General features: G+C 60.7%; 13 protein-coding genes. All 13 read left to right on the top strand.

Annotated features, from left to right (window positions below; genetic code table 11):
• Nucleotides 1–228: 228 nt before the first annotated feature.
• The gene (locus tag GA0061103_RS34395) at nt 229–1,155 is read left to right on the top strand and encodes a sugar ABC transporter substrate-binding protein (protein ID WP_092720434.1); all 927 of its coding nucleotides are present in this window, start codon (nt 229–231) and stop codon (nt 1,153–1,155) included.
• Between the two features lie 73 nt (nt 1,156–1,228).
• Nucleotides 1,229–2,770 carry a sugar ABC transporter ATP-binding protein gene (locus GA0061103_RS34390; RefSeq protein WP_092720431.1) on the top strand — a complete coding sequence of 514 codons (1,542 nt, stop codon included), beginning with the start codon at nt 1,229–1,231 and terminating at the stop codon, nt 2,768–2,770.
• 32 nt (nt 2,771–2,802) lie between these two features.
• Nucleotides 2,803–3,828, top strand: coding sequence for an ABC transporter permease (locus tag GA0061103_RS34385; RefSeq protein WP_092720429.1), 1,026 nt, complete (start codon nt 2,803–2,805; stop codon nt 3,826–3,828).
• 187 nt (nt 3,829–4,015) lie between these two features.
• On the top strand, nt 4,016–5,074 hold the full coding sequence (locus GA0061103_RS34380; protein WP_092720427.1) for a dipeptidase: 1,059 nt from the start codon (nt 4,016–4,018) through the stop codon (nt 5,072–5,074).
• Nucleotides 5,075–5,121: 47 nt separating this feature from the next.
• Complete coding sequence (locus tag GA0061103_RS34375) at nt 5,122–6,762, top strand: ABC transporter substrate-binding protein (protein WP_092720425.1); 1,641 nt, start codon at nt 5,122–5,124, stop codon at nt 6,760–6,762.
• 21 nt (nt 6,763–6,783) lie between these two features.
• Nucleotides 6,784–7,851, top strand: a complete 1,068-nt coding sequence (locus GA0061103_RS34370) for an ABC transporter permease (protein ID WP_092720423.1) — start codon at nt 6,784–6,786, stop codon at nt 7,849–7,851.
• Nucleotides 7,848–8,774, top strand: a complete 927-nt coding sequence (locus GA0061103_RS34365; RefSeq protein ID WP_092720421.1) for an ABC transporter permease — start codon at nt 7,848–7,850, stop codon at nt 8,772–8,774. The genes GA0061103_RS34370 and GA0061103_RS34365 overlap by 4 nt, the downstream gene beginning before the upstream one ends.
• Nucleotides 8,771–9,604 carry an ABC transporter ATP-binding protein gene (locus tag GA0061103_RS34360; protein ID WP_092720419.1) on the top strand — a complete coding sequence of 278 codons (834 nt, stop codon included), beginning with the start codon at nt 8,771–8,773 and terminating at the stop codon, nt 9,602–9,604. The genes GA0061103_RS34365 and GA0061103_RS34360 overlap by 4 nt, the downstream gene beginning before the upstream one ends.
• Nucleotides 9,601–10,350: an ABC transporter ATP-binding protein gene (locus GA0061103_RS34355; protein ID WP_092720474.1), complete on the top strand. Its 750-nt coding sequence runs from the start codon at nt 9,601–9,603 to the stop codon at nt 10,348–10,350. The genes GA0061103_RS34360 and GA0061103_RS34355 overlap by 4 nt, the downstream gene beginning before the upstream one ends.
• Nucleotides 10,351–10,512: 162 nt before the next feature.
• A complete protein-coding gene (locus tag GA0061103_RS34350; protein ID WP_092720417.1) occupies nt 10,513–10,701 on the top strand; it encodes a hypothetical protein in 189 nt (62 codons plus the stop codon).
• 164 nt (nt 10,702–10,865) lie between these two features.
• A complete protein-coding gene (locus GA0061103_RS35220; protein ID WP_167376698.1) occupies nt 10,866–11,024 on the top strand; it encodes a hypothetical protein in 159 nt (52 codons plus the stop codon).
• An 855-nt stretch (nt 11,025–11,879) separates the two neighbouring features.
• Nucleotides 11,880–20,390: a glycoside hydrolase family 94 protein gene (locus GA0061103_RS34345; protein ID WP_092720414.1), complete on the top strand. Its 8,511-nt coding sequence runs from the start codon at nt 11,880–11,882 to the stop codon at nt 20,388–20,390.
• Between the two features lie 108 nt (nt 20,391–20,498).
• The gene (locus tag GA0061103_RS34340) at nt 20,499–21,695 is read left to right on the top strand and encodes an OpgC family protein (protein ID WP_167376699.1); all 1,197 of its coding nucleotides are present in this window, start codon (nt 20,499–20,501) and stop codon (nt 21,693–21,695) included.
• Nucleotides 21,696–22,270: the final 575 nt, after the last annotated feature.

Here is a 22,270-nt window from a genome sequence, read left to right as displayed (position 1 = left end):
GAAAACCGGTCTTTGCCGGTCCGGCGACCCGCCCAGATTTTGCTGTTGACCTTTGTCCTGAAAAATGGAATGAATATTCCGCATAATGAATTTTACGGTTTGTTTGTTCCGTTTTCGATGTGGCCGCCATGGGAGTGGCGGCTGAATTGAATAGAGGCCCCGCAGTCGAGACTGGGGGCTCCGGCATTTAGGAGGGGTGTGGCCGGGCACCTTATCTGGGAGGAAAACATGAAGAAATTTATCCTTGGCTCTGCGATGGCTCTCCTGCTGTCGACCGCTGCCCACGCCCAAACCATCGGCGTTTCGATGGCTCTCTTCGACGACAACTTTCTGACCGTTCTGCGCAACGGCATGCAGGACTACGCCAAGGACAAGGGCGTGACGCTGCAGGTCGAAGACGCCCAGAACGACATTGCCAAGCAGCAGAGCCAGATCCAGAACTTCATCGCTAGTAAGGTCGATGCCATCATCGTGAACCCGGTCGATACCGACGCAACGGCTGCCATCTCCAAGCTCGCCGCCGATGCCAAGATCCCGCTCGTTTACGTCAACCGCGAGCCGGCAAACGTCGACAGCCTTCCGGACCAGCAGGCCTTCGTTGCTTCCAATGAGCAGGAATCCGGTACGCTGGAAGCCAAGGAAGTCTGCCGCTTGCTGGGTGGCAAGGGCAAGGCCGTCATTATGATGGGTGAGCTTTCCAACCAGGCTGCCCGCATGCGCACCAAGGACGTCCACGATGTCGTCGCGACCGACGAGTGCAAGGGCATCAAGATCGTTCAGGAGCAGACCGCCAACTGGCAGCGTACCCAGGGCGCCGACCTGATGACCAACTGGCTCTCCAGCGGTCTCGAATTCGATGCCGTCATCTCCAATAACGACGAAATGGCAATCGGCGCCATCCAGGCGCTGAAGGCTGCCGGCAAGCCGCTGGACAAGATCGTCGTTGCCGGCGTCGACGCCACGCAGGATGCGCTTGCCGCCATGCAGGCCGGCGACCTGAAGGTTACCGTATTCCAGGATGCTGCCGGCCAGGGCAAGGGTGCAGTCGATGCCGCACTCAAGCTCGCCAAGGGCGATAAGATCGAGAAGAAGGTCTACATTCCCTTCCAGCTCGTCACGCCGGCCAACGTCAAGGACTTCGTCAAGAAGAACTGAGGACGAAAATGATCGACGGATGCGGGCTTGAAAGCCCGCATCCTTTGAAATCCGATCTGCCCGGGAGGGAAAAATGGTTGTCAGCCCATCCACCATGGCGGCGGTGCGCGCCAGCGGCGTTGTCCCCAATGCCGCCTATCTGCTGAGCGCCGAAGGCATCCGCAAGGAATTTCCCGGCGTGGTCGCCCTCGACGACGTTTCCTTCCGCCTGAAGCGTGGAACGGTGCATGCGCTGATGGGTGAAAACGGCGCCGGCAAGTCGACGCTGATGAAGATCCTTGCCGGCATCTATATTCCTGACCAGGGTGAGGTACGCCTCAAGGGTGTCGAAATCCGGCTGAAGTCACCGCTCGACGCGCTGGAAAACGGCATCGCCATGATCCATCAGGAACTGAACCTGATGCCCTTCATGACCGTTTCGGAGAATATCTGGATCCGCCGCGAGCCCAAGAACCGTTTTGGCCTCGTCGACCATGCGGAGATGAGCCGCAAGACCGAGGAGCTCTTCCAGCGCCTCAATATTTCCATCGATCCTGAGATCCAGGTGCGCGAGCTTTCGGTCGCGAGCCGACAAATGGTCGAGATTGCCAAGGCGGTCTCCTATAATTCCGACGTGCTGATCATGGATGAGCCGACTTCGGCGTTGACCGAGCGCGAGGTGGCGCACCTCTTCCAGATCATCCGTGACCTGCGCGCCCAGGGCATTGGCATCGTCTACATCACCCACAAGATGAACGAGCTGTTCGAGATTGCCGACGAGTTTTCGGTTTTTCGTGACGGCAAATATATTGGAACGCACGCGTCGACCGATGTGACCCGCGACGACATCATCCGCATGATGGTCGGCCGCGAGATCACGCAGATGTTTCCGAAAGAGGAGGTGCCGATCGGCGACACCGTTCTGTCGGTCAAGGATCTCAGCCTCGACGGCGTCTTTTCCAATGTCTCCTTCGATGTCAGGGCCGGCGAGATTCTCGGCGTTGCCGGGCTTGTGGGATCGGGTCGGTCGAATGTTGCCGAGACCATTTTCGGCGTCACGCCCGCCTCGTCCGGTACGATCGAGCTCTTCGGCAAGAAGACCGAGGTCTCCTCGCCGGCAGCCGCGATCCGGCACGGCATGGCGTTCCTGACCGAGGACCGCAAGGATACGGGCTGTCTTCTCATCCTCAGCGTACTCGAGAACATGCAGGTGGCCGTGCTGCACGACAAGTTCGTGCGCGGTGGCTTCGTGCAGGAGGGGGCGATCGAAGAGGCCTGCGAGGAAATGGCGAGGAAGTTGCGCGTCAAGACGCCTAACCTCGACGAACGCATCGAAAATCTCTCCGGCGGCAATCAGCAGAAGGCGCTGATCGGCCGGTGGATGCTCACCAATCCCCGCATTCTGATCCTGGACGAGCCGACGCGCGGCATCGATGTCGGCGCCAAGGCCGAGATCCATCGTCTCGTTACCGAGATGGCGCGCAACGGCGTCGCCGTCATCATGATCTCGTCGGAAATGCCCGAGGTGCTCGGTATGAGCGACCGCATCATGGTCATGCATGAAGGACGGGTCACCGGATTCCTCGATCGTGCGGACGCAACTCAAGTGAAGGTGATGGAGCTGGCCGCGCAGTGACGCCGCCAATCATCGCAAGGGAGGATTGAACCATGGTTAGCAAAGTTGCAGAGGCGACCGCTCCGGCGGTCACACGGCCAAGACGTCGCCGCGTGCCGCCCGAACTCGGCATCTTCCTGGTGCTGATCGGCATCGCGCTTCTCTGCGAGATCCTCGGCTGGATCTTCGTGGGCCAGAGCTTCCTGCTCAATCTCCAGCGCCTGAAGATCATGATCCTGCAGGTCTCGGTCATCGGCATCATCTCGGTCGGCGTGACGCAGGTCATCATAACAGGCGGCATCGATCTGTCATCCGGCTCGGTCGTCGGCCTGACGGCCATGGTCGCCGCGAGCTTCGCCCAGTCGTCGACATGGGCAAGGGCTGTTTATCCGGCGTTGACCGACATGCCCTTCTTCGTGCCGATCGGCATCGGCCTGCTGATCGGCCTCCTTGCCGGTTACATCAATGGCCAGCTGATCACGAAAACGAAGATCCCGCCCTTCATCGCGACCCTCGGCATGATGGTCTCGGCCCGCGGCCTGTCGAAGCTCTATACGAAAGGCCAGCCGATCTCGGGCCTGACCGACCAGTTCAATTTCATCGGGTCGGGAATCTGGCCGGTCGTCGTCTTCCTCATCATCGCGGTCCTCTTCCATGTCGTGCTGCGCTACACACGCTACGGCAAGTTCACCTATGCGATCGGCGCCAATGTGCAGGCGGCGCGCGTATCGGGTATCAATGTCGAGGCGCATCTGGTCAAGGTCTATGCAATTGCCGGGCTTCTGGCAGGCCTTGCCGGCATCATCACGGCTGCCCGCGTGCAGACGGCGCAGGCCGGCATGGGCGTCAACTATGAGCTGGATGCGATTGCGGCTGCGGTCATCGGCGGCACGTCGCTGACGGGTGGCGTCGGGCGCATCGCCGGCACGGTGATCGGCACGGTCATTCTCGGCGTCATGATCTCCGGCTTCACCTTCCTCAACGTCGATGCCTATTACCAGGAAATCGCCAAGGGCTTCATCATCGTCGCGGCCGTTGCCATCGACGTCTACCGCCAGAAGAAGCGGGCCAAGCGCTGAAATGCCCGACACATCATCAGCGTTCTAACATGCTCTCAAGGCGGGGTTTTTACCCCGCCTTTTCCATTTGACGATGCCATTCCATGCAAATGCAAATTTTTTTCATTTGGGTATGGCGAATCCTGTCAGCTTTTCTATTCTGGCCGCTTTCCATTCGCTCACCCGAGCGCTTCATCCGGGATAGACAATGCAATCCGTATTCGATGGTCACAACGACGTTCTCCTGAGGCTCTGGCATCACGCGCGCGACGGCGCCGACCCGATCGCCGAATTCCGGGACGGGACCTCGAGCGGTCATATCGATGCGCCGCGGGCCAAGGCCGGCGGCCTGGCCGGGGGGCTCTGCGCCATCTACATTCCGTCGGGAGATCTCGTCTTTGCCGATCCCGATAGCAACGGCCATTATGCCACGCCGCTCGCGGCTCCGCTGGAGCGGGCGCCGTCTCTCGACATCGCGCTGGACATGGCTGCGATCGCGCTGCGGCTCGACCGCGCCGGCGCCTGGAAGCTCTGCCGCTCCACCGCGGAAATCCGCGATTGCATGGAGAAGGGCGTTTTTGCTGCCGTGATGCATATGGAAGGCTGCGAAGCGATCGATGCCGATCTCGTAGCACTCGAAACCTTCTATGCCGCCGGCCTGCGCTCGCTTGGCCCCGTCTGGAGCCGGAACAATGTCTTTGCCCATGGCGTGCCTTTCGCCTATCCGAGTTCGCCGGATACCGGACCTGGCCTCACCGAAGCCGGCTTCGCGCTGGTGCGCGCCTGCAATCAGCTCGGCATCCTCATCGATCTCGCCCACATCACCGAAAAGGGCTTCTGGGATGTCGCAAAGACTTCGGACCAGCCGCTGGTCGCCAGCCATTCCAATGCCCATGCGCTGACGCCGGTCGCGCGCAACCTCACCGACAAGCAGCTCGATGCCATCAAGGAGAGCCGCGGCATTGTCGGCCTCAACTATGCGACGGCGATGCTGCGCGACGATGCGCGCTCGGATGCCGATACGCCGATCGAGGCGATGGTTCGGCATGTCGATCATCTCGTGGGACATGTCGGCATCGACTGCGTCGGCCTCGGATCGGACTTCGACGGTGCGACGATTCCGGCTGAAATCAGCGATGCAGCAGGCAATCAAAAGCTGATTGAAGCCCTTCGGAACGCTGGTTATGGTGAGGCCGATCTTGTAAAGCTGTGCAGGGAGAACTGGCTTCGCGTCCTGGCGTCCGCCTGGAAGGAAGGCAGCCGGTAAAGTGCGTGCCGATATCGTGTAGAGTTTTAAAAAGGGGAATGAAAACAATGATGATTACTAAGATGAACCGCGGTTTCCGCGCACTTTCTGCCGGCGTGGCTCTCTCGCTTCTGCTGATGGCGGCGCCGAATGCATATGCTGCGACGCCCAAGGATACGCTGGTCGAGGGGTTTGCCTTCGACGACATTCTGAGCATGGACCCGGCCGAAGCCTATGAACTGTCGGCTGCCGAAATCACCGGCAATACCTATAGCCTGCTCGTCCGTCTCGACATCAATGACACGTCGAAGATCAAGGGTGACCTCGCCGAGAGCTGGTCGGTTTCCGACGATCACCTGACCTATACGTTCAAGCTGAAGCCGGGCCTGAAGTTTGCTTCCGGCAACCCGATCACGGCCGAGGACGTCGCTTGGTCCTTCGAGCGCGTCGTCAAGCTCAACAAGAGCCCGGCCTTCATTCTCACCCAGTTCGGCCTGACCGGCGACAATGTGACGGAGAAGGCCAAGGCAACCGATGCGAACACCTTCACCTTCACAGTCGACAAGCCCTATGCGCCGAGCTTCGTGCTGAACTGCCTGACGGCAACCGTTGCCGAAGTGGTCGACAAGAAGCTGGTCCTGCAGCATGTGAAGCCGGCAACGCCGACCGCCGATTACAAATATGACAACGATTTCGGCAACAGCTGGCTGAAAACAGGCTTTGCCGGTTCCGGCCCGTTCAAGCTGCGCGAATGGCGTGCCAACGAGGCCGTCGTGCTGGAGCGCAACGACAACTACTATGGCGAAAAGGCGAAGCTGAACCGCGTCATCTACCGCTTTATGAAGGAAAGCTCTGCGCAGCGCCTGGCGCTTGAGAATGGCGATATCGACATCGCCCGCAACCTCTCGCCGACCGATCTCCAGGCTGTCGAGAAGAATGCACAGCTCGCTTCGACCAGCGCGCCGAAGGGCACCATCTATTATATGAGCCTCAACCAGAAAAACGCCAATCTGGCGAAGCCGGAAGTGCAGCAGGCGTTCAAGTATCTGGTCGACTACGATGCCATCGGCAAGACGCTGATCAAGGGTATCGGCGAGATCCACCAGACCTTCGAGCCGAAGGGCATGCTCGGCTCGCTGGATGAGAATCCGTTCAAGCTCGACGTCGCCAAGGCCAAGGAATTGCTGGCCAAGGCAGGCCTGCCGGATGGATTCTCGATCACGATGGACGTGCGCAGCATCGAGCCCGATACTGGCATCGCAACCGCGATCCAGCAGACGCTCGGCCAGGCCGGCATCAAGGTGGAGATCATCCCCGGCGACGGCAAGCAGAAGCTGACCAAGTATCGTGCCCGCAATCATGATATCTACTTCGGCAACTGGGGCCCGGATTATTGGGACCCCCATTCCAACGCCGATACCTTCACCACCAACGACGACAATTCCGATACCAGCAGCAACAAGACGCTCGTCTGGCGCAACACCTGGACCTCTCCCGAACTGGAGAAGGAAGCCAAGGCTGCGCTCTTCGAAGGCGATGCGGCCAAGCGCGGTGCCATGTATCAGGACATCCAGAAGAAATTCCTGGAAGCGAGCCCCTTCATCATCCTCTATCAGCAGACGGAAGTCGCCGGTTACCGCAAGGACGTGAAGGACTTCAAGCTTGGTCCGAGCTTCGACAACAACTTCGTCTGGCCGATCTCCAAGTGATGATCCGGCAGGATTAGTTCTTTGAGCACTGTCGAACGGAAAATGCAGGTGCGGCCCAAAAAGGGCCGTGCCGCTCCCTTTTTCATGGGGCTGCTGCGATTCCTCGTCGTGGCCGTCACCACCTATCTCGGCCTTCTCGCCGTCACCTTTTTCATCGGACGCGTCATACCGATCGATCCGGCGCTGGCGATCGCCGGCGATCACGCGCCGCAGCAGGTGCTTGAGCGCCTGCGGCGCGAGATGCATCTCGACGAGCCGCTTTATCTGCAGTTCTATTACTATCTGCTGAGCGCGCTCAGCGGCGATTTCGGCACGTCCGTGCTGACGACCAATCCGGTCATGGACGACATCAAGCGCGTCTTCCCCGCGACGATGGAGCTTGCGACCGTCGGCACGATCATCGGCGCCGTGTTCGGGGTTCCCTTCGGCGTGCTTGCCGCCGTGCGCCGCAACAGCATCATCGACCAGATCGTCCGCGTGATCGGCCTTGTCGGCTATTCCGTGCCGGTTTTTTGGCTGGCCATGGTCTCGCTCGTCATTTTCTATGCGAAGCTGAACTGGGTCGCCTATCCCGGCCGCATCGACATCGCCTATGAATATACTTTCACGCCGATCACGGGCTTCTTCCTGCTCGATAGCGCCCTGCAGGGACAATGGGACGTCTTCTGGGACGTGTTCCGCCACATCATCCTGCCGGCATCGCTGCTCGGTTATTTCTCGCTCGCCTATATCAGCCGCATGACGCGCAGCTTCATGCTGAACGAGCTAGGTCAGGAATATATCGTTGCGGCCCGTGCCAAGGGTCTTTCCGAAACGCGGGTGATATGGGGCCATGCCCTTCGCAGCGCCGCCGTGCCGTTGATCACGGTGATCGCGCTTTCCTATGCCGGGCTGCTCGAGGGCTCCGTATTGACGGAGATCGTGTTCTCCTGGCCGGGCATCGGCTTCTACATCACCAGTTCGCTGCGCAATGCCGACATGAACGCCGTTCTCGGTGGCACGATCGTTGTCGGAACTGTCTTCATCGGCATCAACCTGATTTCCGATCTTCTGTATCGGACGCTCGATCCAAGGACCCGACGTAAATGACTGTCGAGACCATCCAACCCAGCTTGAGGGACTGGCTGCTCTCCGATCGGCCGCAGTCGCGCCGGCAGGCGAGATTGGGACGTGCCTACGTCACCTGGCGACAGTTCTCCGCCAATCGCCTTGCCGTGATCGGGCTTGCAATCATCATCGCGCTCGTGCTCGTGGCGGCGCTTGCCGATGTCATCGCTCCGCATTCGCCGGTCATTGGCGATCTGACAAACGCCTATCTGAAGCCCCCCGGCACGCCGGGCTATCTTCTCGGCACCGACGATCTCGGCCGCGATATCCTTTCGCGTCTCATCTACGGCTCTCGCTGGACGCTCTACATCGTCATCCTGGTCGCGATCATTTCGGCGCCGATCGGGCTGATCATCGGCATGGTGTCTGGCTATATGGGCGGCTGGGTCGATGTGATCCTGATGCGCATCACTGATATCTTCCTCGCCTTTCCGAAGCTGGTGCTGGCGCTTGCCTTCGCCGGCGCGCTCGGTGCGGGCATCGAGAACGCGGTCATCGCGATCGCCATCACCTCGTGGCCGCCCTATGCACGTCTGGCGCGGGCGGAGACAATGACGGTGCGGCGATCGGACTATATCGCCGCCGTGCAGCTCATGGGCGCCTCGCCCCTGCGTATCATCTTTCGCCATGTCATGCCGCTCTGTATCTCCTCGGTGATCGTCCGTGTGACGCTCGACATGGCGGGCGTGATCCTGACGGCTGCCGGTCTCGGCTTCCTCGGGCTTGGTGCGCAGCCGCCGCTGCCCGAATGGGGCGTCATGATTGCGAGCGGCTTCAAATACTATCTCGATCAATGGTGGGTGGCGGCCATGCCGGGCATTGCGATCCTCATCGTCAGCCTCGGCTTCAACCTGCTCGGCGACGGCCTGCGCGATGCGCTTGATCCGAAGGAGAGCGGGCAATGACGACGCTTCTGACCGTGGAGAACCTCAGGGTTCGCTATCCGACGCGCACGGGAGTCATCGACGCCGTGCGCGGTGTGTCCTTCACGCTTGGCCGCGAGCGGCTGGGCATCGTCGGCGAGAGCGGCTCCGGCAAGTCGCAGACCGGCCGCGCCATCATGGGGCTGACGCCGCCGCACGGCATCGTCACTGCCGATAAGCTGAACTTCAGCGGTATCGACCTCCTGTCGATTTCGGCGAGAGAACGCCGGTCGCTGCGCGGCAAGCGCATCGCCATGGTGCTGCAGGATCCGAAATATTCGCTCGATCCCGTCATGACCATCGGCAAGCAGATCACCGAGACGCTGCGAACGCATGAGAAGGTGAGCAAAGCGGAGGCGCGGGACCGCGCGCTGGCCATGCTCGAAGCCGTGCAGATCCGTGATCCCGGCCGTGTCTACGACCTGCATCCGCACGAGGTTTCGGGCGGCATGGGCCAGCGCGTCATGATCGCCATGATGCTGATCGCCGGGCCGGAGTTGCTGATTGCCGACGAGCCGACCTCGGCGCTCGACGTCACGGTGCAGCTCGATGTGCTTGAGATTATGGACAAGCTCGTCTCCGAGCGCGGCATGGGGCTGATCTTCGTGTCGCACGATCTGCGTCTCGTGTCGTCCTTCTGCGATCGCGTGATCGTCATGTATGCCGGCAAGGTGGTGGAAGAACTCAAGGCTTCCGAATTGAACAATGCCCAGCATCCCTATACGCGCGGCCTGCTGAACTGCATGCCCGTCATCGGCGAAAACAGGCATCCGCTGCCGGTGCTCGACCGCAAGCCGGAGTGGGCGGCATGACGACAGCACTCGCAGTTGATGGCCTCAGCGTCGTCTATGATGGCTACTATGCGCTCGATGCCGTCGGCATCGATGTCAACAAGGGCGAATCCTTCGGTCTGGTCGGCGAGTCCGGTTCCGGCAAATCGACGCTGCTGCGCGCCGTTGCAGGCCTTGCGCCCGTCACCGACGGCAAGATCCAGGTCGGCGGCGAACAGCTGAAGGGTGCCAGGCGCAGCAAGACCTTCTATCGCCAGGTGCAGATGGTGTTTCAGGATCCTTACGGCTCCCTGCATCCGCGTCAGACGATCGACCGGCTGCTGCTGGAGCCTTTGTCGATTCATGGGATCGGCGACACGGAGACCCGTATCGCCAGGGCGCTGGACGAAGTCGGTCTCGGAAAGGGCTTCCGCTTTCGCTATCCGCACCAGCTCTCCGGCGGACAGCGCCAGCGCGTCGCCATTGCCCGTGCGCTGATCGTCGAACCGTCGATCCTGCTGCTCGACGAGCCGACCTCGGCACTCGATGCTTCGGTGCAGGCCGAGGTGCTCAACCTGCTCGAACAGGTGCGCAAGGACCGCCAACTGACCTTCGTGATGGTCAGCCACGATCTCGGCGTCATCACCCATATGTGCGAGCGTCTGGCCGTCATGCGCAACGGCGCGGTTGTCGAGAGGCTGACGGCGAAGGAGCTGGCAGCCGGCGAGGTAAAGGAAGACTATACGCGCAATCTTATGACCGCCAGCAAGGGGTTTGTCCGCGTCTGATTGGACGGCTTTTTGCCCCAGCGGCGCGTTAACGAACGGGCCGCTTAAACACGACCAATCGTATAGACTATTGACACCTGCCGCAATTCTGTCATGATCTCGTTAATGGCAGTTAACTTTCGTGATCCTGATCAAGGGGTCAGACGTTAAGTGGAGGCAGGCATGTTTTTCATGGGTGGCATGACCATGGGCTATCTTCATCCGCCGGTCCCGGCGAAACGGGAAGGTGCACGGTCCGCTACTCTTTCTGATGAAAACTGCCGCCGCCAGGCCGGACTTGCCGAAGAGCAGGCGGCCGATACCAGCGCCATCGAGCGCAGCTTGATTTGGGCCCGCCGCATTCTCTGCTGATTAGGCGTTGCCGATCTTTCGGGTCCTCAACATCCAATGGTTTAATTTTTCTCAGGCCGCATTCTGGACGGAAATTCATCTCTACCTAATTGATAGGAAATGTATGAATGTCCGTCTTCTGGGCTTGACCCGCGAGACATATAAAAAACGAACGGAGGCAACACATGGCGAATTTGGGTATTTCGAATACGCATGTGAATCAGTTCGATGGTTCCAAGCGCGCCGTCAAGACGCGGCAAAAGATTCAAACGGCGATTCATGTCGTCCTGTTTTCGGCTGCATTCCTGTTCGTTGCGGCCATTGTTTGCGGCATCGTCGTCTAAGGCAACGTTTTGCCGGGCGGCGGTTTCGTTCTGCCGCTGATGAGAGGCCGACGCGGCCCATCTCTTGAAAATCAGGAGGTTTGCGGGTCCGGTTGATCAAGACTGGCCGCTTTTCTCGTTGCGCAGCTTCCGATCTCGTTTCACTGGCAGAGTTTCGCCGGGCAAAGAAAATTTGCCCGGCCGATGGAATATGCCGTGTGAAAACAGTAAACTTCATCTCAAAATATAAAGAGATCCACGAAGGCGATCGGTGCAGCCAGGCCTTTGTGGCGCGGAGGGGCCAAGCGATCTTTTGCATTGAGCTTTACCGGATCGGGAAAGGGACTGTCTTTTTTGTGTCGGGCATGGGACTGGGCCATGTTGATCGGCCTTCTCCCTGGGCGTGTTGGCTTCAGACCAACCATGCGCTGCCGTAAAAACGATGCGCCCGACAGGAATTTGCGAATCTTTTGAGGGGGTTCAGTTTAAGTTCATCTTCTGCGGGATATTGAGGGTTCAATATGCCGAACCATGCTGAATTTCCGAAAGCGGATCCATCAGCCGAAGGAGAATGCCTCATGACCTTGATCGATTGTCGTTGACGTGTGCGGATCGCTGCCGGAACCATTTGGCCGCGTATCCAGTTTCACGGGCACCCAACCGGGATAATGGCAAAGCGCCACGATCCTTAACAACGGCCCCGTGAAAATCTTCGCCTCTGTTTGATTGTTCTAAGCCGTCACTTCGAATTCACCCCCTTCGCCCGCCGGGAAGCGAAGCAAAAGGGTCCAAATGCGTGAATTCTTGTGTCGGGCAGGGCAAAGACGATAAAGGCGACAATGCCACTCACTCTGTTTGGACCCAGAACCCGAATCCATGACATCTCAAAATCTCTCCACCGTTACGCCGCGCGATTCTGAAGCCAAGCAGATCGATCATAACGATGCGATCCGCGCCGCCTATTTCTCCAACGAGCAGATAAAGGAATGCGGCGCGACTTTTGCCCGCAACGGCGCGAAAACCAAGCTGCCAGGCTTTGCGCCCTTCGATTTCTTCGCGCGTCACAAGGAGAACGAGAAAGAGATTCTGCGCGTCTATCGCTCGGCCAATGCCGATGTCGATGCCGGCGAATCGATCACGCCGGCCGCCGAATGGCTGCTCGATAACCACTACATCATCGAAGAAGCCATCCAGGAAGTCCGCCGCGATTTTCCGAAGAAGTTTTATGACCAGCTGCAGACGCTGACCATCGACGGCATGGTGATGCCGCGCACCATGGCGCTAGCCTGGCTCTACGTCGCCCACACGCATAGCACGGTATCCAATCAGGGCCTGCTGGCGCTCGTCGAAGGCTTCCAGTCGGTGGAGATGCTGAAGATCGGCGAGCTTTGGGCCGTTCCCTCGCTGGTGCGCTATATCCTTGTCGAAAACCTGCGCCGTATTTCGAGCCGCGTCGAGCAGAGCCGCATGACGCGCAAGAAGGCCAACGCCGCCGTCGACGAGCTGATCCGTCTCAACGACGACGCCAAGGTCGAAGAATTCCTGAAGACGCTCGAGCCCCTGACCTCGGACAATACCTTCGCCACGCAGTTCCTTTATCGCCTGCGAGACGGTTCGCACACGTCGGGCCTCGCCGTCACCTGGCTTGAGAAGCGGCTTGCCGAGGCTGGCACCGACGCAGAAAGCGTCATGATGGCCGAGCACAATCGCTTGTCATCAGGCAATGTGACGATGGGCAACATCATCAAGAGCCTGCGTCTCATTGACGATACCGACTGGTCCGTCTGGGTCGAAGAGGTCAGCGCCGTCGACAAGCTGCTCTGGGACGAAACCGACTATGCCAAGCTCGATCCGGGCTCGCGCAACAGCTACCGCCGTCGCATCGAAAAGCTTGCCCGCCGTTCCGACAAGACCGAAATGGAGATCGCCCAGGTCGCCATGGCGATGACCGAGGCCGCCAAGGCATCGGGCGAAGGGCAGCCGCGTGAGCCGAATATCGGCGATTTCATCATGGGTCAGCAGACCCAGAGGCTGGAAAAGGCGATCGGCTACCGTGCACCGATTTCGGTGAGCTTCGTGCGCCATTGGCGCAAGCTCAACTGGCTGTCGATCGCAGCCCCGGTGCTGTTCCTGACCGTCGTGGCGCTCGGCGTCGTCGGCTATTTCATGCGGCATGCCGGCATGGGCTGGGCCGAGACCATCCTGCTGCTGCTGATGTTCTCGCTGCCGGCTTCGGAAGGCGCCACCGGCCTCTTCAATTTCTTCGTCACCATGTACCTGACGCCGGCGCGTCTGGTCGGCTACGAATTCAAGGACGGCATTCCGGAAGAAGCCCGCACGCTGGTCGTCGTGCCGACGCTGATCGGCAACCGCGACAGCGTCGACGAACTCGTGCGCAATCTCGAAGTCCACTACCTCGCCAATCCGGGCGGCGAGATCTATTACGCGCTGCTCAGCGACTGGCCCGACAGCCAGGAGGAAGAGAGCGAGCGCGATCTGGAAATCCTCGATTACGCCCGCCGCGAAGTGGCCAATCTGGCTGCCCGCTACGATGAAGACGGCATCCAGCGCTTCTACCTGCTGCATCGCCGCCGTCTCTACAATCCATCCGAAGGCGCCTGGATGGGCTGGGAGCGCAAGCGCGGCAAGCTGCACGAGCTGAACATGCTGCTGCGCGGCGACCGCGACACCACCTTCCTGCCCGGCGCCAATATCGTGCCGAAGGACGTGCAGTATGTCATGACGCTCGATTCCGATACGCGCCTGGTGCGCGATACGGTCACCAAGCTCGTTGGCAAGCTGCATCACCCGATCAACCGCCCGGTCTTCGACCCCGAGAGCAAGCGCGTCGTACGTGGCTATGGCGTGCTGCAGCCGCGCGTCACGCCGTCGCTGACGACAGGCAAGGATGCGTCGGTCTTCCAGCGCGTCTTCTCAGTCAATCGCGGTCTCGACCCTTACGTCTTCGCCGTTTCCGACGTTTATCAGGATCTGGTCGAAGAAGGCACCTTTACCGGCAAGGGCCTCTATCATGTGGACGCCTTCGAAGCCTCGCTGAAGGGCAAGATCGACGAAAACGCCGTTCTCAGCCACGACCTGCTTGAAGGCTCGATGGCGCGCTGCGCGCTCGTCACCGACTGCGAACTCGTCGAAGACTTCCCGATCCGCTACGAAGTGGAAGTCTCGCGCCAGCACCGCTGGGCGCGCGGCGACTGGCAGCTGCTTCCCTATCTCTTCAATCCGAAGCGCGGCGTCACCGGTCTCGGCCGCTGGAAGATGATGGACAATCTGCGTCGTTCGCTGACGCCGATCGCCTGGTTCTTCGCCTCTGTGCTCGGCTGGTATTTCATGGAGCCGCTGGCGGCGCTCATCTGGCAGATTCTTCTGATCTTCTGCCTGTTCGTCGCGCCGACGCTGTCGCTCATCAACGGCATCATTCCGCGCAGCAGCGATATCGTCGCCCGCGCCCATCTCTACACCGTCTGGTCGGACATCCGTGCCGCCAATGCGCAAGTCGCGCTGCGCATCGTCTTCATTGCCGACGGCGCCTGCATCATGGCCGACGCCATCGGCCGCTCGCTCTACCGCGCCTTCGTCAGCCGTAAACTGATGTTGCAATGGCGCACCGCCGCCAGCGCCCAGGCAGCGGCCCAGACGACGATCCTCGGCCACTACCGCGTCATGTGGCATGCGCCCGTGCTGGCGCTCTTGGCTCTGGCCTTCGCCTCGCTCTCCGGCGACAACGCCTTCTTCGTCGGCATTCCCTTTGCGCTGCTCTGGGTCCTGTCGCCGGCGATCGCCTGGTATGTCAGCCAGTCGGCCGAGACCGAAGACCGGCTGGAAGTGCCGGAAAGCGTGTCGTTCGAACTGCGCAAGATCGCCCGCCGCACCTGGCGCTATTTCGAGACCTTCGTCGTCGAACAGCAGAACCATCTGCCGCCTGATAACGTGCAGCAGACCCCGAATGCCGTCGTCGCCTCGCGCACGTCGCCGACCAATATCGGCGTCTACCTGCTGTCGGTCATCTCGGCCCGTCATTTCGGCTGGACGTCCTTCGAGGAAACCATCGATCGCATGGAAAAGACCATGGCGACCGTGGCGAAGCTCGAAAAATTCCGCGGGCACCTTTGCAACTGGTATCACACCGATACGCTGAAGCCGATGGGCGCACGCTACATCTCGGCTGTCGATAGCGGCAACTTCGCCGGCCACCTGATCGCGGTTTCGTCGGCCTGCCGCATCTGGGCGGAAGCGCCATCGGCGCATATGCAGGGCAACCTTGACGGTATCGGCGACGTTGCCGGCATCCTCGCAGAAACCCTTGCCGAGCTTCCCGATGACCGCAAGACGGTGCGGCCGCTGCGCCGCCGTCTGGAAGAGCGCATTGTCGGCTTCCAGAATGCGCTTGCCGCGGTCAAGCGCGAGCACGAGTTCGCCTCCATCCGCGTCATCAACCTTTCGGTGCTGGCGCAGGATATCCAGAAGCTCGCGGCAAACCTCGACCATGAAGTGAAGTCGACGCAGAGCGGCGAAGTGCTCACCTGGTCGCAATCGCTGGTCAAGGTTTGTGAAGGCCACATCGCCGACAGCATCTTCGATCTCGCCAATGTGGATTCGCTACGCCAGCGTCTGGCGAAGCTGCGCGACCAGATGCGCGAGCTTGCCTTCGGCATGGAATACGCGTTCCTCTATCGTCCGGAGCGTCGTCTGCTTTCCATCGGCTTCCGCGTCGAGACCAACGAGCTGGACGCCGCCTGCTACGACCTCTTGGCCTCCGAAGCCCGCCTGACCAGCCTTTTCGCCATCGCCAAGGGCGATCTGCCGACCGAGCATTGGTATCGCCTCGGCCGCCAGGTCGTGCCCGTCGGCTCGCGCGGCGCGCTGGTCTCCTGGTCCGGCTCGATGTTCGAATATCTGATGCCGCCGCTCGTCATGCAGGAGCGTCAGGGCGGCATCCTCAACCAGACGAACAATCTGGTTGTCCAGGAGCAGATGAACTACGCCAAGCGTCTCGGCTCCGACATTCCCTGGGGCATTTCGGAAGCGGCCTTCAATGCCCGCGACCACTATATGCACTACCAGTACACCAACTTCGGCGTGCCCTCGCTCGGCCTGAAGCGCGGCCTCGGCCAGAACGCCGTCATCGCGCCCTATGCCTCGATCCTGGCCAGCCAGTATCGCCCGGCGGCTGCGCTCGAAAACCTGCAGAAGCTGCGCAAGGTGGGCGCGCTCGGCATCTACGGCTTCCACGATGCCGTCGATTTCACGCCGACCCGCGTGCCGGAAGGCAAGAAGTGCGCCGTCGTCTACAACTACTATGCCCACCATCATGGCATGTCGATCGCCGCAATCGCCAACGTCGCCTTCAATGGCCGCCTGCGCGAGCTCTTCCACGCCGATCCGGTGATCGAAGCGGCTGAACTGCTGCTGCAGGAAAAGGCGCCGCGCGATATTCCGGTGATGGCCGCCAAGCACGAGAGCGACCAGCCGGCCAATATCCAGGAAGACATGCTGCGTCCGGAAATCCGCAAGATTGCCGATCCGGCAACGCAGGATCGCGAACTCGCTTTCCTCTCCAACGGCCATTATTCCGTCATGCTGACGGCAACGGGTGCCGGCTACTCGCGCTGGAACGGCCTGACGGTCTCGCGCTGGCGCGCCGACCCGACCGAAGACCGCTGGGGCACCTTCATCTTCCTGCGCGACACCGCCTCCGGCCAGTGGTGGTCGGCAACGGCCGAGCCGCGCAGCATCGAGGGCGAGAAGGCCAAGGTTTCCTTCAGTGATGAGAAGGCCGAATACAGCAAGACCGTCGGCGATCTCACCAGCGATGTCGAATGCATCGTCGCGACCGAGCACGATGCCGAAGGTCGCCGCGTGACGCTGCTCAATATGGGCACGGAGGACCGCTTCATCGAAGTGACCTCCTACCTCGAACCCGCACTTGCCAGCGACGATGTCGATTCCGGTCACCCGGTGTTCACGCGCATGTTCGTGCGCACCGAGATCGGCAAGAGCGGCGACGTGATCCGCGCCGAGCGCAACAAGCGCGATTATAACGAGCCTGACATGTCGGTCGCCCATCTGGTCGTCGACAATGCCGGATCGGAACGCCCGACCGAATTCGAAACGGATCGCCGTAAGTTCCTCGGCCGTGGCCGCACGCTTGCGGAAGCTGCCGCCTTCGATCCCGGCGCGACGCTTTCCGGCACGGACGGCTTCACCATGGATGCCTGCCTGTCGTTGCGCCGCGTCGTGCGCGTGCCCGCCGGCAAGAAGGTCAGCGTGATCTTCTGGACCATCGCAGCGCCGAACCGCGAGGAAGTGGACAAGGCCGTCGAGCGTTACCGCAATCCCGATACCTTCGGCATCGAGCTCACGCAGGCCTGGACCCGCACGCAGATGCAGATGCGCCATGTCGGCGTCACCTCGCAGCAGGCGGCCGCCTTCCAGAAGCTCGCACGCTATCTCGTCTATCCAGACATGCACCTGCGCGCCGATGGCGCCACGGTGCAGGCCGGCCTGCATTCGCAGTCCGCACTCTGGCCGGTGACGATTTCGGGCGATTTCCCGATCTTCACCCTGCGCATCAACGACGATATCGATCTCGAAATCGCCCGGGAAGCGCTGATGGCAGCGGAATATCTGCGTTCACGCGGCATCAGCGCCGATCTGGTGATCGTCAATGAGCGCGCTGTCGAGCAGGCCCAGGACATGCAGCGCGAGCTGGACAAGCTCGTCGAGCATGTGCGTCACAACCAGGGCGATGGCCTGCGACAGAACATCTTCTCGGTTCGCAAGGACCAGATCGAAAACGAGACCTACCAGGAGATCCTTGCCGCATCGCGGGTGATCTTCCATGCGCGCAACGGTAAGCTCGTCGATCAGATCGCGCGTGCGGCAACACTTTTCGCCGCTGCGCCGTCCGACGAGCCGGCACCGGCCAATCGTCTCACCGTGCCAGCCGCACTGCCGGAATCGGTCTTTGTGGCCGAGCCTCTCGAGGCGCAGGACGATCTCGATTTCTGGAACGGCTATGGCGGCTTCTCCAAGGATGGCCGCGAATATGTCGTGCGTCTGTCCGGCGGCCAGTCGACGCCGCATCCGTGGATCAACGTCATCGCCAACGAGCGTTTCGGTTTCCATGTGCCCGCCGAAGGCGGCGGTTTCACCTGGAGCCACAATTCGCGCGACTACCAGCTGACGCCCTGGACCAACGATATGGTCATCAATCGTCCGGGCGAGGCGCTCTATGTCGCCGATCTCGACGGCAACAAGGTGATGACGCCCTATGCCGGCCTATCGCGCAATGCCAAGGTTCGCTTCGAGGCGCGTCATGGCCTCGGCTATTCCGTCTTCTCGAGCGAAGAGGACGGCGTGGCGCTGGAACTGACGCAGACCGTCGATCGCGAGCGTCCGGTGAAGCTCTTCCGCCTGCGGCTGAGCAACAATGGCGCCGGCAGCCGGCGGCTGCGGATCTACAATTATGCGGAATGGGTGCTTGGCATCAATCAGAACAAGACCAGGCCCTTCATCCTGTCGACGCTGGATGAGGAGACGGGTGCTCTCTTTGCCAACAACCCCTACAGCATCGATTACTTCAAGCGCACCGCCTTCATGGTGGCGAGCGAGGCGCATTCGAGCTTCTCGGCCAGCCGCCGCGAGTTCATCGGCCGCCACGGCACGATCCAGATGCCGGAAGCCGTCGTTACCGGTGCCGCACTTTCGAACTCGACCGATCTCGACGGCGACCCCTGCGGCGCTCTGGCCTTCGATGTGACGATCGCAGCCGGCGAGCAGAAGGAGATCTGCTTCTACATGGGCGACACGGCGACCGTCGAGGAAGCCCGCGCCCTGGTTTCGGAAATCCGCAAGGCTGATTTCGAGGCCGTGCTGTCGGAAAACAAGGCGTTCTGGAACGGCTTCACCGGCCATGTGAAGATCTCGACGCCGGACAAGGCGATGAACAACATGATCAATGCCTGGCTCCCCTATCAGAGCCTTGGCTGCCGCATCATGGCGCGCACCGCCTTCTATCAGTCGTCGGGCGCCTTCGGCTTCCGCGACCAGCTGCAGGATACGCTGGCATTCCTGGTGCATAGGCCAGAGCTTGCCCGCAACCAGATCCTCAACGCCGCCCAGCGCCAGTTCCGCGAAGGCGACGTACAGCATTGGTGGCTGCCGGGCAGCGGTGCGGGCGTGCGCACGCATATTTCGGACGATGTCGTCTGGCTGGCCTATGCCGTCGACCAATACTGCACGGTCACCGGCGACAAGTCGCTTCTCGACGAGGAGCTTGCCTTCGTCGAGGGTGCCGCCCTGATGCCCGGCACGCATGACGTCTTTTATCAGCCGAAGGTGTCGGAAGATAAGGTCAGCGTCTACGAACATGCGGCGCTCGCCCTCGATCTCGCGATCAAGCGCAAGGGCGGCAACGGCCTGCCGCTGATCCTTGGCGGCGACTGGAACGACGGCATGAACCGCGTCGGCATTCAGGGTCGCGGCGAAAGCGTCTGGCTCGGCTGGTTCCTGGCCGGCATGCTCACGGCCTTCCTGCCCTATGCCGAAGCGCGTGGCGACAAGGAGCGCGTCAAGCGCTGGTCGGATCACCTGCCGGAACTGCGCAAGGCGCTGGAGACGGCGGGCTGGGACGGCGGCCATTATCGCCGCGGCTATTTCGACGATGGCAGCCCGCTCGGCTCCAGCGAGAATTTCGAGTGCCGGATCGATTCGATCGCGCAGTCCTGGAACATTCTCTCCGGCGAAGGCGACAAGGCGCGCGGCGAGAAGGCGATGAATGCCGTTCTCGAGAACCTGGTGGACGATGAAAACCGCATCATCCGGCTGTTCACGCCACCCTTTGCCAAGTCGGCGCGTGATCCAGGCTACATCAAGTCCTACCCGCCGGGTGTCCGTGAAAACGGCGGCCAGTATACCCATGCCGCCACCTGGGTCGTCATGGCCTTGGCGGAAATGAACCGCGGCGATGACGCCTGGCATTGCTTCGATATGTTGAATCCGGTCAACCATGCACGCGATCGTGATCAGGCTGATGTCTATCGTGTAGAGCCCTATGTGGTCGCTGCTGATATTTACGGTGAAGGACAATTGACCGGCCGAGGCGGCTGGACCTGGTACACGGGATCCGCTGGCTGGCTGTATCGCGTCGCTGTCGAAGGCATTCTCGGTATCCGCGTGAAAAACGGACGACTTTTCGTCAAGCCGGCCTTGCCTTCGAACTGGGACGGCTTTGCGGCGGATATCGAACTGCCGAGCGGAAATTACCGCATTTCCGTCTCAAAAGCGCCCGATGCAGCGACATACTCGGTCACGATCAATGATAGGGCGGTCGCCCATCCCGAAGAGGGCTATCCGGTCGGACAGTAGCGTTTCTGCACTGTTTCGCTTCGACGATCGGGGCCAAAGGGGGAACTCTTTGGCCCCGATTGCATTTGATTGTCGGAACAGGAGAGTTTTATGAATTCAAGGGCGAATATGAGCCCGGTGCCGGCACAACAAGTGAGTTTGCCGAAGCCGGTCTCTCAGAGGGATACCCGACTGGATGTTCTCAGAGCCTTGGCTCTGATCATGATCTTTATCAACCATGTGCCGGGGCAGATTTTCGAGGATTTGACCTCCAAGAATTTCGGCTTCTCCGACGGCGCCGAGGCTTTCGTACTGATCTCCGGCATCTCCGTCGGCCTTGCCTACGGAACGAGGTTTCTTCCGGGCAATCGGCTGAAAATGGCATGGAAGGCGATCAGGCGCGCCTTCACGCTCTATACGGCGCATATGATCACGACCTTCGTGACGCTGGTGCTCTTCATCTCCGGCGCGTGGATTTTCCATCAGAAGGGCTTGCTCTGCGAAGTGAATATCCTTGCCCTATTGATGGACCCGGCGCGCGGCATTCCCGCGCTGCTGACGCTCGGGCATCAGATCGGCTACAACAACATTCTGCCCATGTACGGCGCCCTGTTCCTCATGCTGCCACTGATAATGCTGCTGGAGGCAAGGAATCCCCTGCTTCTGCTCGCAATTTCGGTCGGCGTCTGGCTGGTGTCCGGCATCTATTACATCGCGCCGCATACGACACTGCTTGACGGCTTCTGGTTCCTCAATCCGCTATCCTGGCAGCTGCTTTTCGTCATCGGTTTCGTCGCCAGCATGCATATCAAGCGCGGCGGGCAAATCCCTGCCCATCCAGTTCTGATCGCACTGGCCTGCGCCTATGTGCTCGTGTCCTTCATCTGGGTGACGGACAAGCTCTGGATCCTTGGCGACTACCTTGCCATGCTTGGCCTGCCGACCGTCGTCACCGGCTTCGACAAGACCTTCCTGTCGCTGCCGCGGCTGCTACATGTTCTGGCGCTTGCCTATCTGATCGTCAGCATCCCCGCCATTTCGGCGTTTCTGCGCCGCTCGGCCAACCACCCGCTGACGATCCTCGGGCGGCATTCGCTGAACATCTTCGTTGCCGGCACCATCCTCGCCATGGCCGGTCAGGTCCTTCTCTACGTGACCAATAAGAGCTCCGTTGTCGGCGCCATCTATGTCGTCTTCGGCATCGCCGCGCAGTTCCTCTATGCTTATCACCTCGAGCACAAGCGGCTTGAGCTTGCCGGCCAGCGCGCGGCGAAGGCGCCCGTGGCACCGGTCGCGATGCCTGCGCATTTCGGAAAGCGTCACTGAAGGCGTCTGCCGCGCCGCGTGCCTGCGCGGTTCGGACTGTCGATCTCCCCGCCGTTGCCGAGCGCGCGGCGGCCCGGCTCATGGGACGGCACTGACAACTGGACGGACCTGCTCAGCTTCGAGTGCAAGTTCTGATCCGATGCCGGTCGGGTACCGACCCTAACTCCAGTCGGCATTCGTCCGTATTGACCTCCGATCAGAAAACGGAAAGACCCGGTTTTCCCGCCGGGTCTTTCTTCGTTTTGGCGGGCCTGAATGTGACCGGCGTAAGCTCGTGCAGGTAGAGGCCCTTCACCCTCACCCTTACCCCGCCTGCGGCAGGGCTATCGCGTATGGGGCGGATGAGCACCCGTAAGCTCCTTCTCCCTTTGGGGAGCAGGTAGCCCGAAGGGTCGGATGAGGGACGGCCGATTTGAATTCATGGATTTTCGTGCTTTTGGCAGGTACCCCCTCATCCGCCTGCCGTCCCCTTCTCCCCGAGGGGAGAGCGACTGTCTTATCAGTCAAGCGTTTTGCCATGGCTTATTGTCTCGAATGATGGCGTTGAGGATGGTGATCAGTTTTCGCATGGTTGC

This window comes from Martinezella multihospitum (assembly GCF_900094585.1).
Classification (GTDB): Bacteria; Pseudomonadota; Alphaproteobacteria; order Rhizobiales; family Rhizobiaceae; genus Rhizobium; species Rhizobium multihospitium.
This window is presented reverse-complemented; position numbering and strand designations above follow the sequence as displayed.

Excerpts from the sequence above, each read along its gene's own strand:
- GA0061103_RS34355 (WP_092720474.1), top strand. The coding sequence starts at position 9,601 with ATGACGACAGCACTCGCAGTTGATGGCCTCAGCGTCGTCTATGATGGC.
- GA0061103_RS34345 (WP_092720414.1), top strand. The coding sequence starts at position 11,880 with ATGACATCTCAAAATCTCTCCACCGTTACGCCGCGCGATTCTGAAGCC.
- GA0061103_RS35220 (WP_167376698.1), top strand. The coding sequence starts at position 10,866 with ATGGCGAATTTGGGTATTTCGAATACGCATGTGAATCAGTTCGATGGT.
- GA0061103_RS34380 (WP_092720427.1), top strand. The coding sequence starts at position 4,016 with ATGCAATCCGTATTCGATGGTCACAACGACGTTCTCCTGAGGCTCTGG.
- GA0061103_RS34395 (WP_092720434.1), top strand. The coding sequence starts at position 229 with ATGAAGAAATTTATCCTTGGCTCTGCGATGGCTCTCCTGCTGTCGACC.
- GA0061103_RS34390 (WP_092720431.1), top strand. The coding sequence starts at position 1,229 with ATGGTTGTCAGCCCATCCACCATGGCGGCGGTGCGCGCCAGCGGCGTT.
- GA0061103_RS34385 (WP_092720429.1), top strand. The coding sequence starts at position 2,803 with ATGGTTAGCAAAGTTGCAGAGGCGACCGCTCCGGCGGTCACACGGCCA.
- GA0061103_RS34340 (WP_167376699.1), top strand. The coding sequence starts at position 20,499 with ATGAGCCCGGTGCCGGCACAACAAGTGAGTTTGCCGAAGCCGGTCTCT.
- GA0061103_RS34350 (WP_092720417.1), top strand. The coding sequence starts at position 10,513 with ATGTTTTTCATGGGTGGCATGACCATGGGCTATCTTCATCCGCCGGTC.
- GA0061103_RS34365 (WP_092720421.1), top strand. The coding sequence starts at position 7,848 with ATGACTGTCGAGACCATCCAACCCAGCTTGAGGGACTGGCTGCTCTCC.
- GA0061103_RS34360 (WP_092720419.1), top strand. The coding sequence starts at position 8,771 with ATGACGACGCTTCTGACCGTGGAGAACCTCAGGGTTCGCTATCCGACG.
- GA0061103_RS34375 (WP_092720425.1), top strand. The coding sequence starts at position 5,122 with ATGATGATTACTAAGATGAACCGCGGTTTCCGCGCACTTTCTGCCGGC.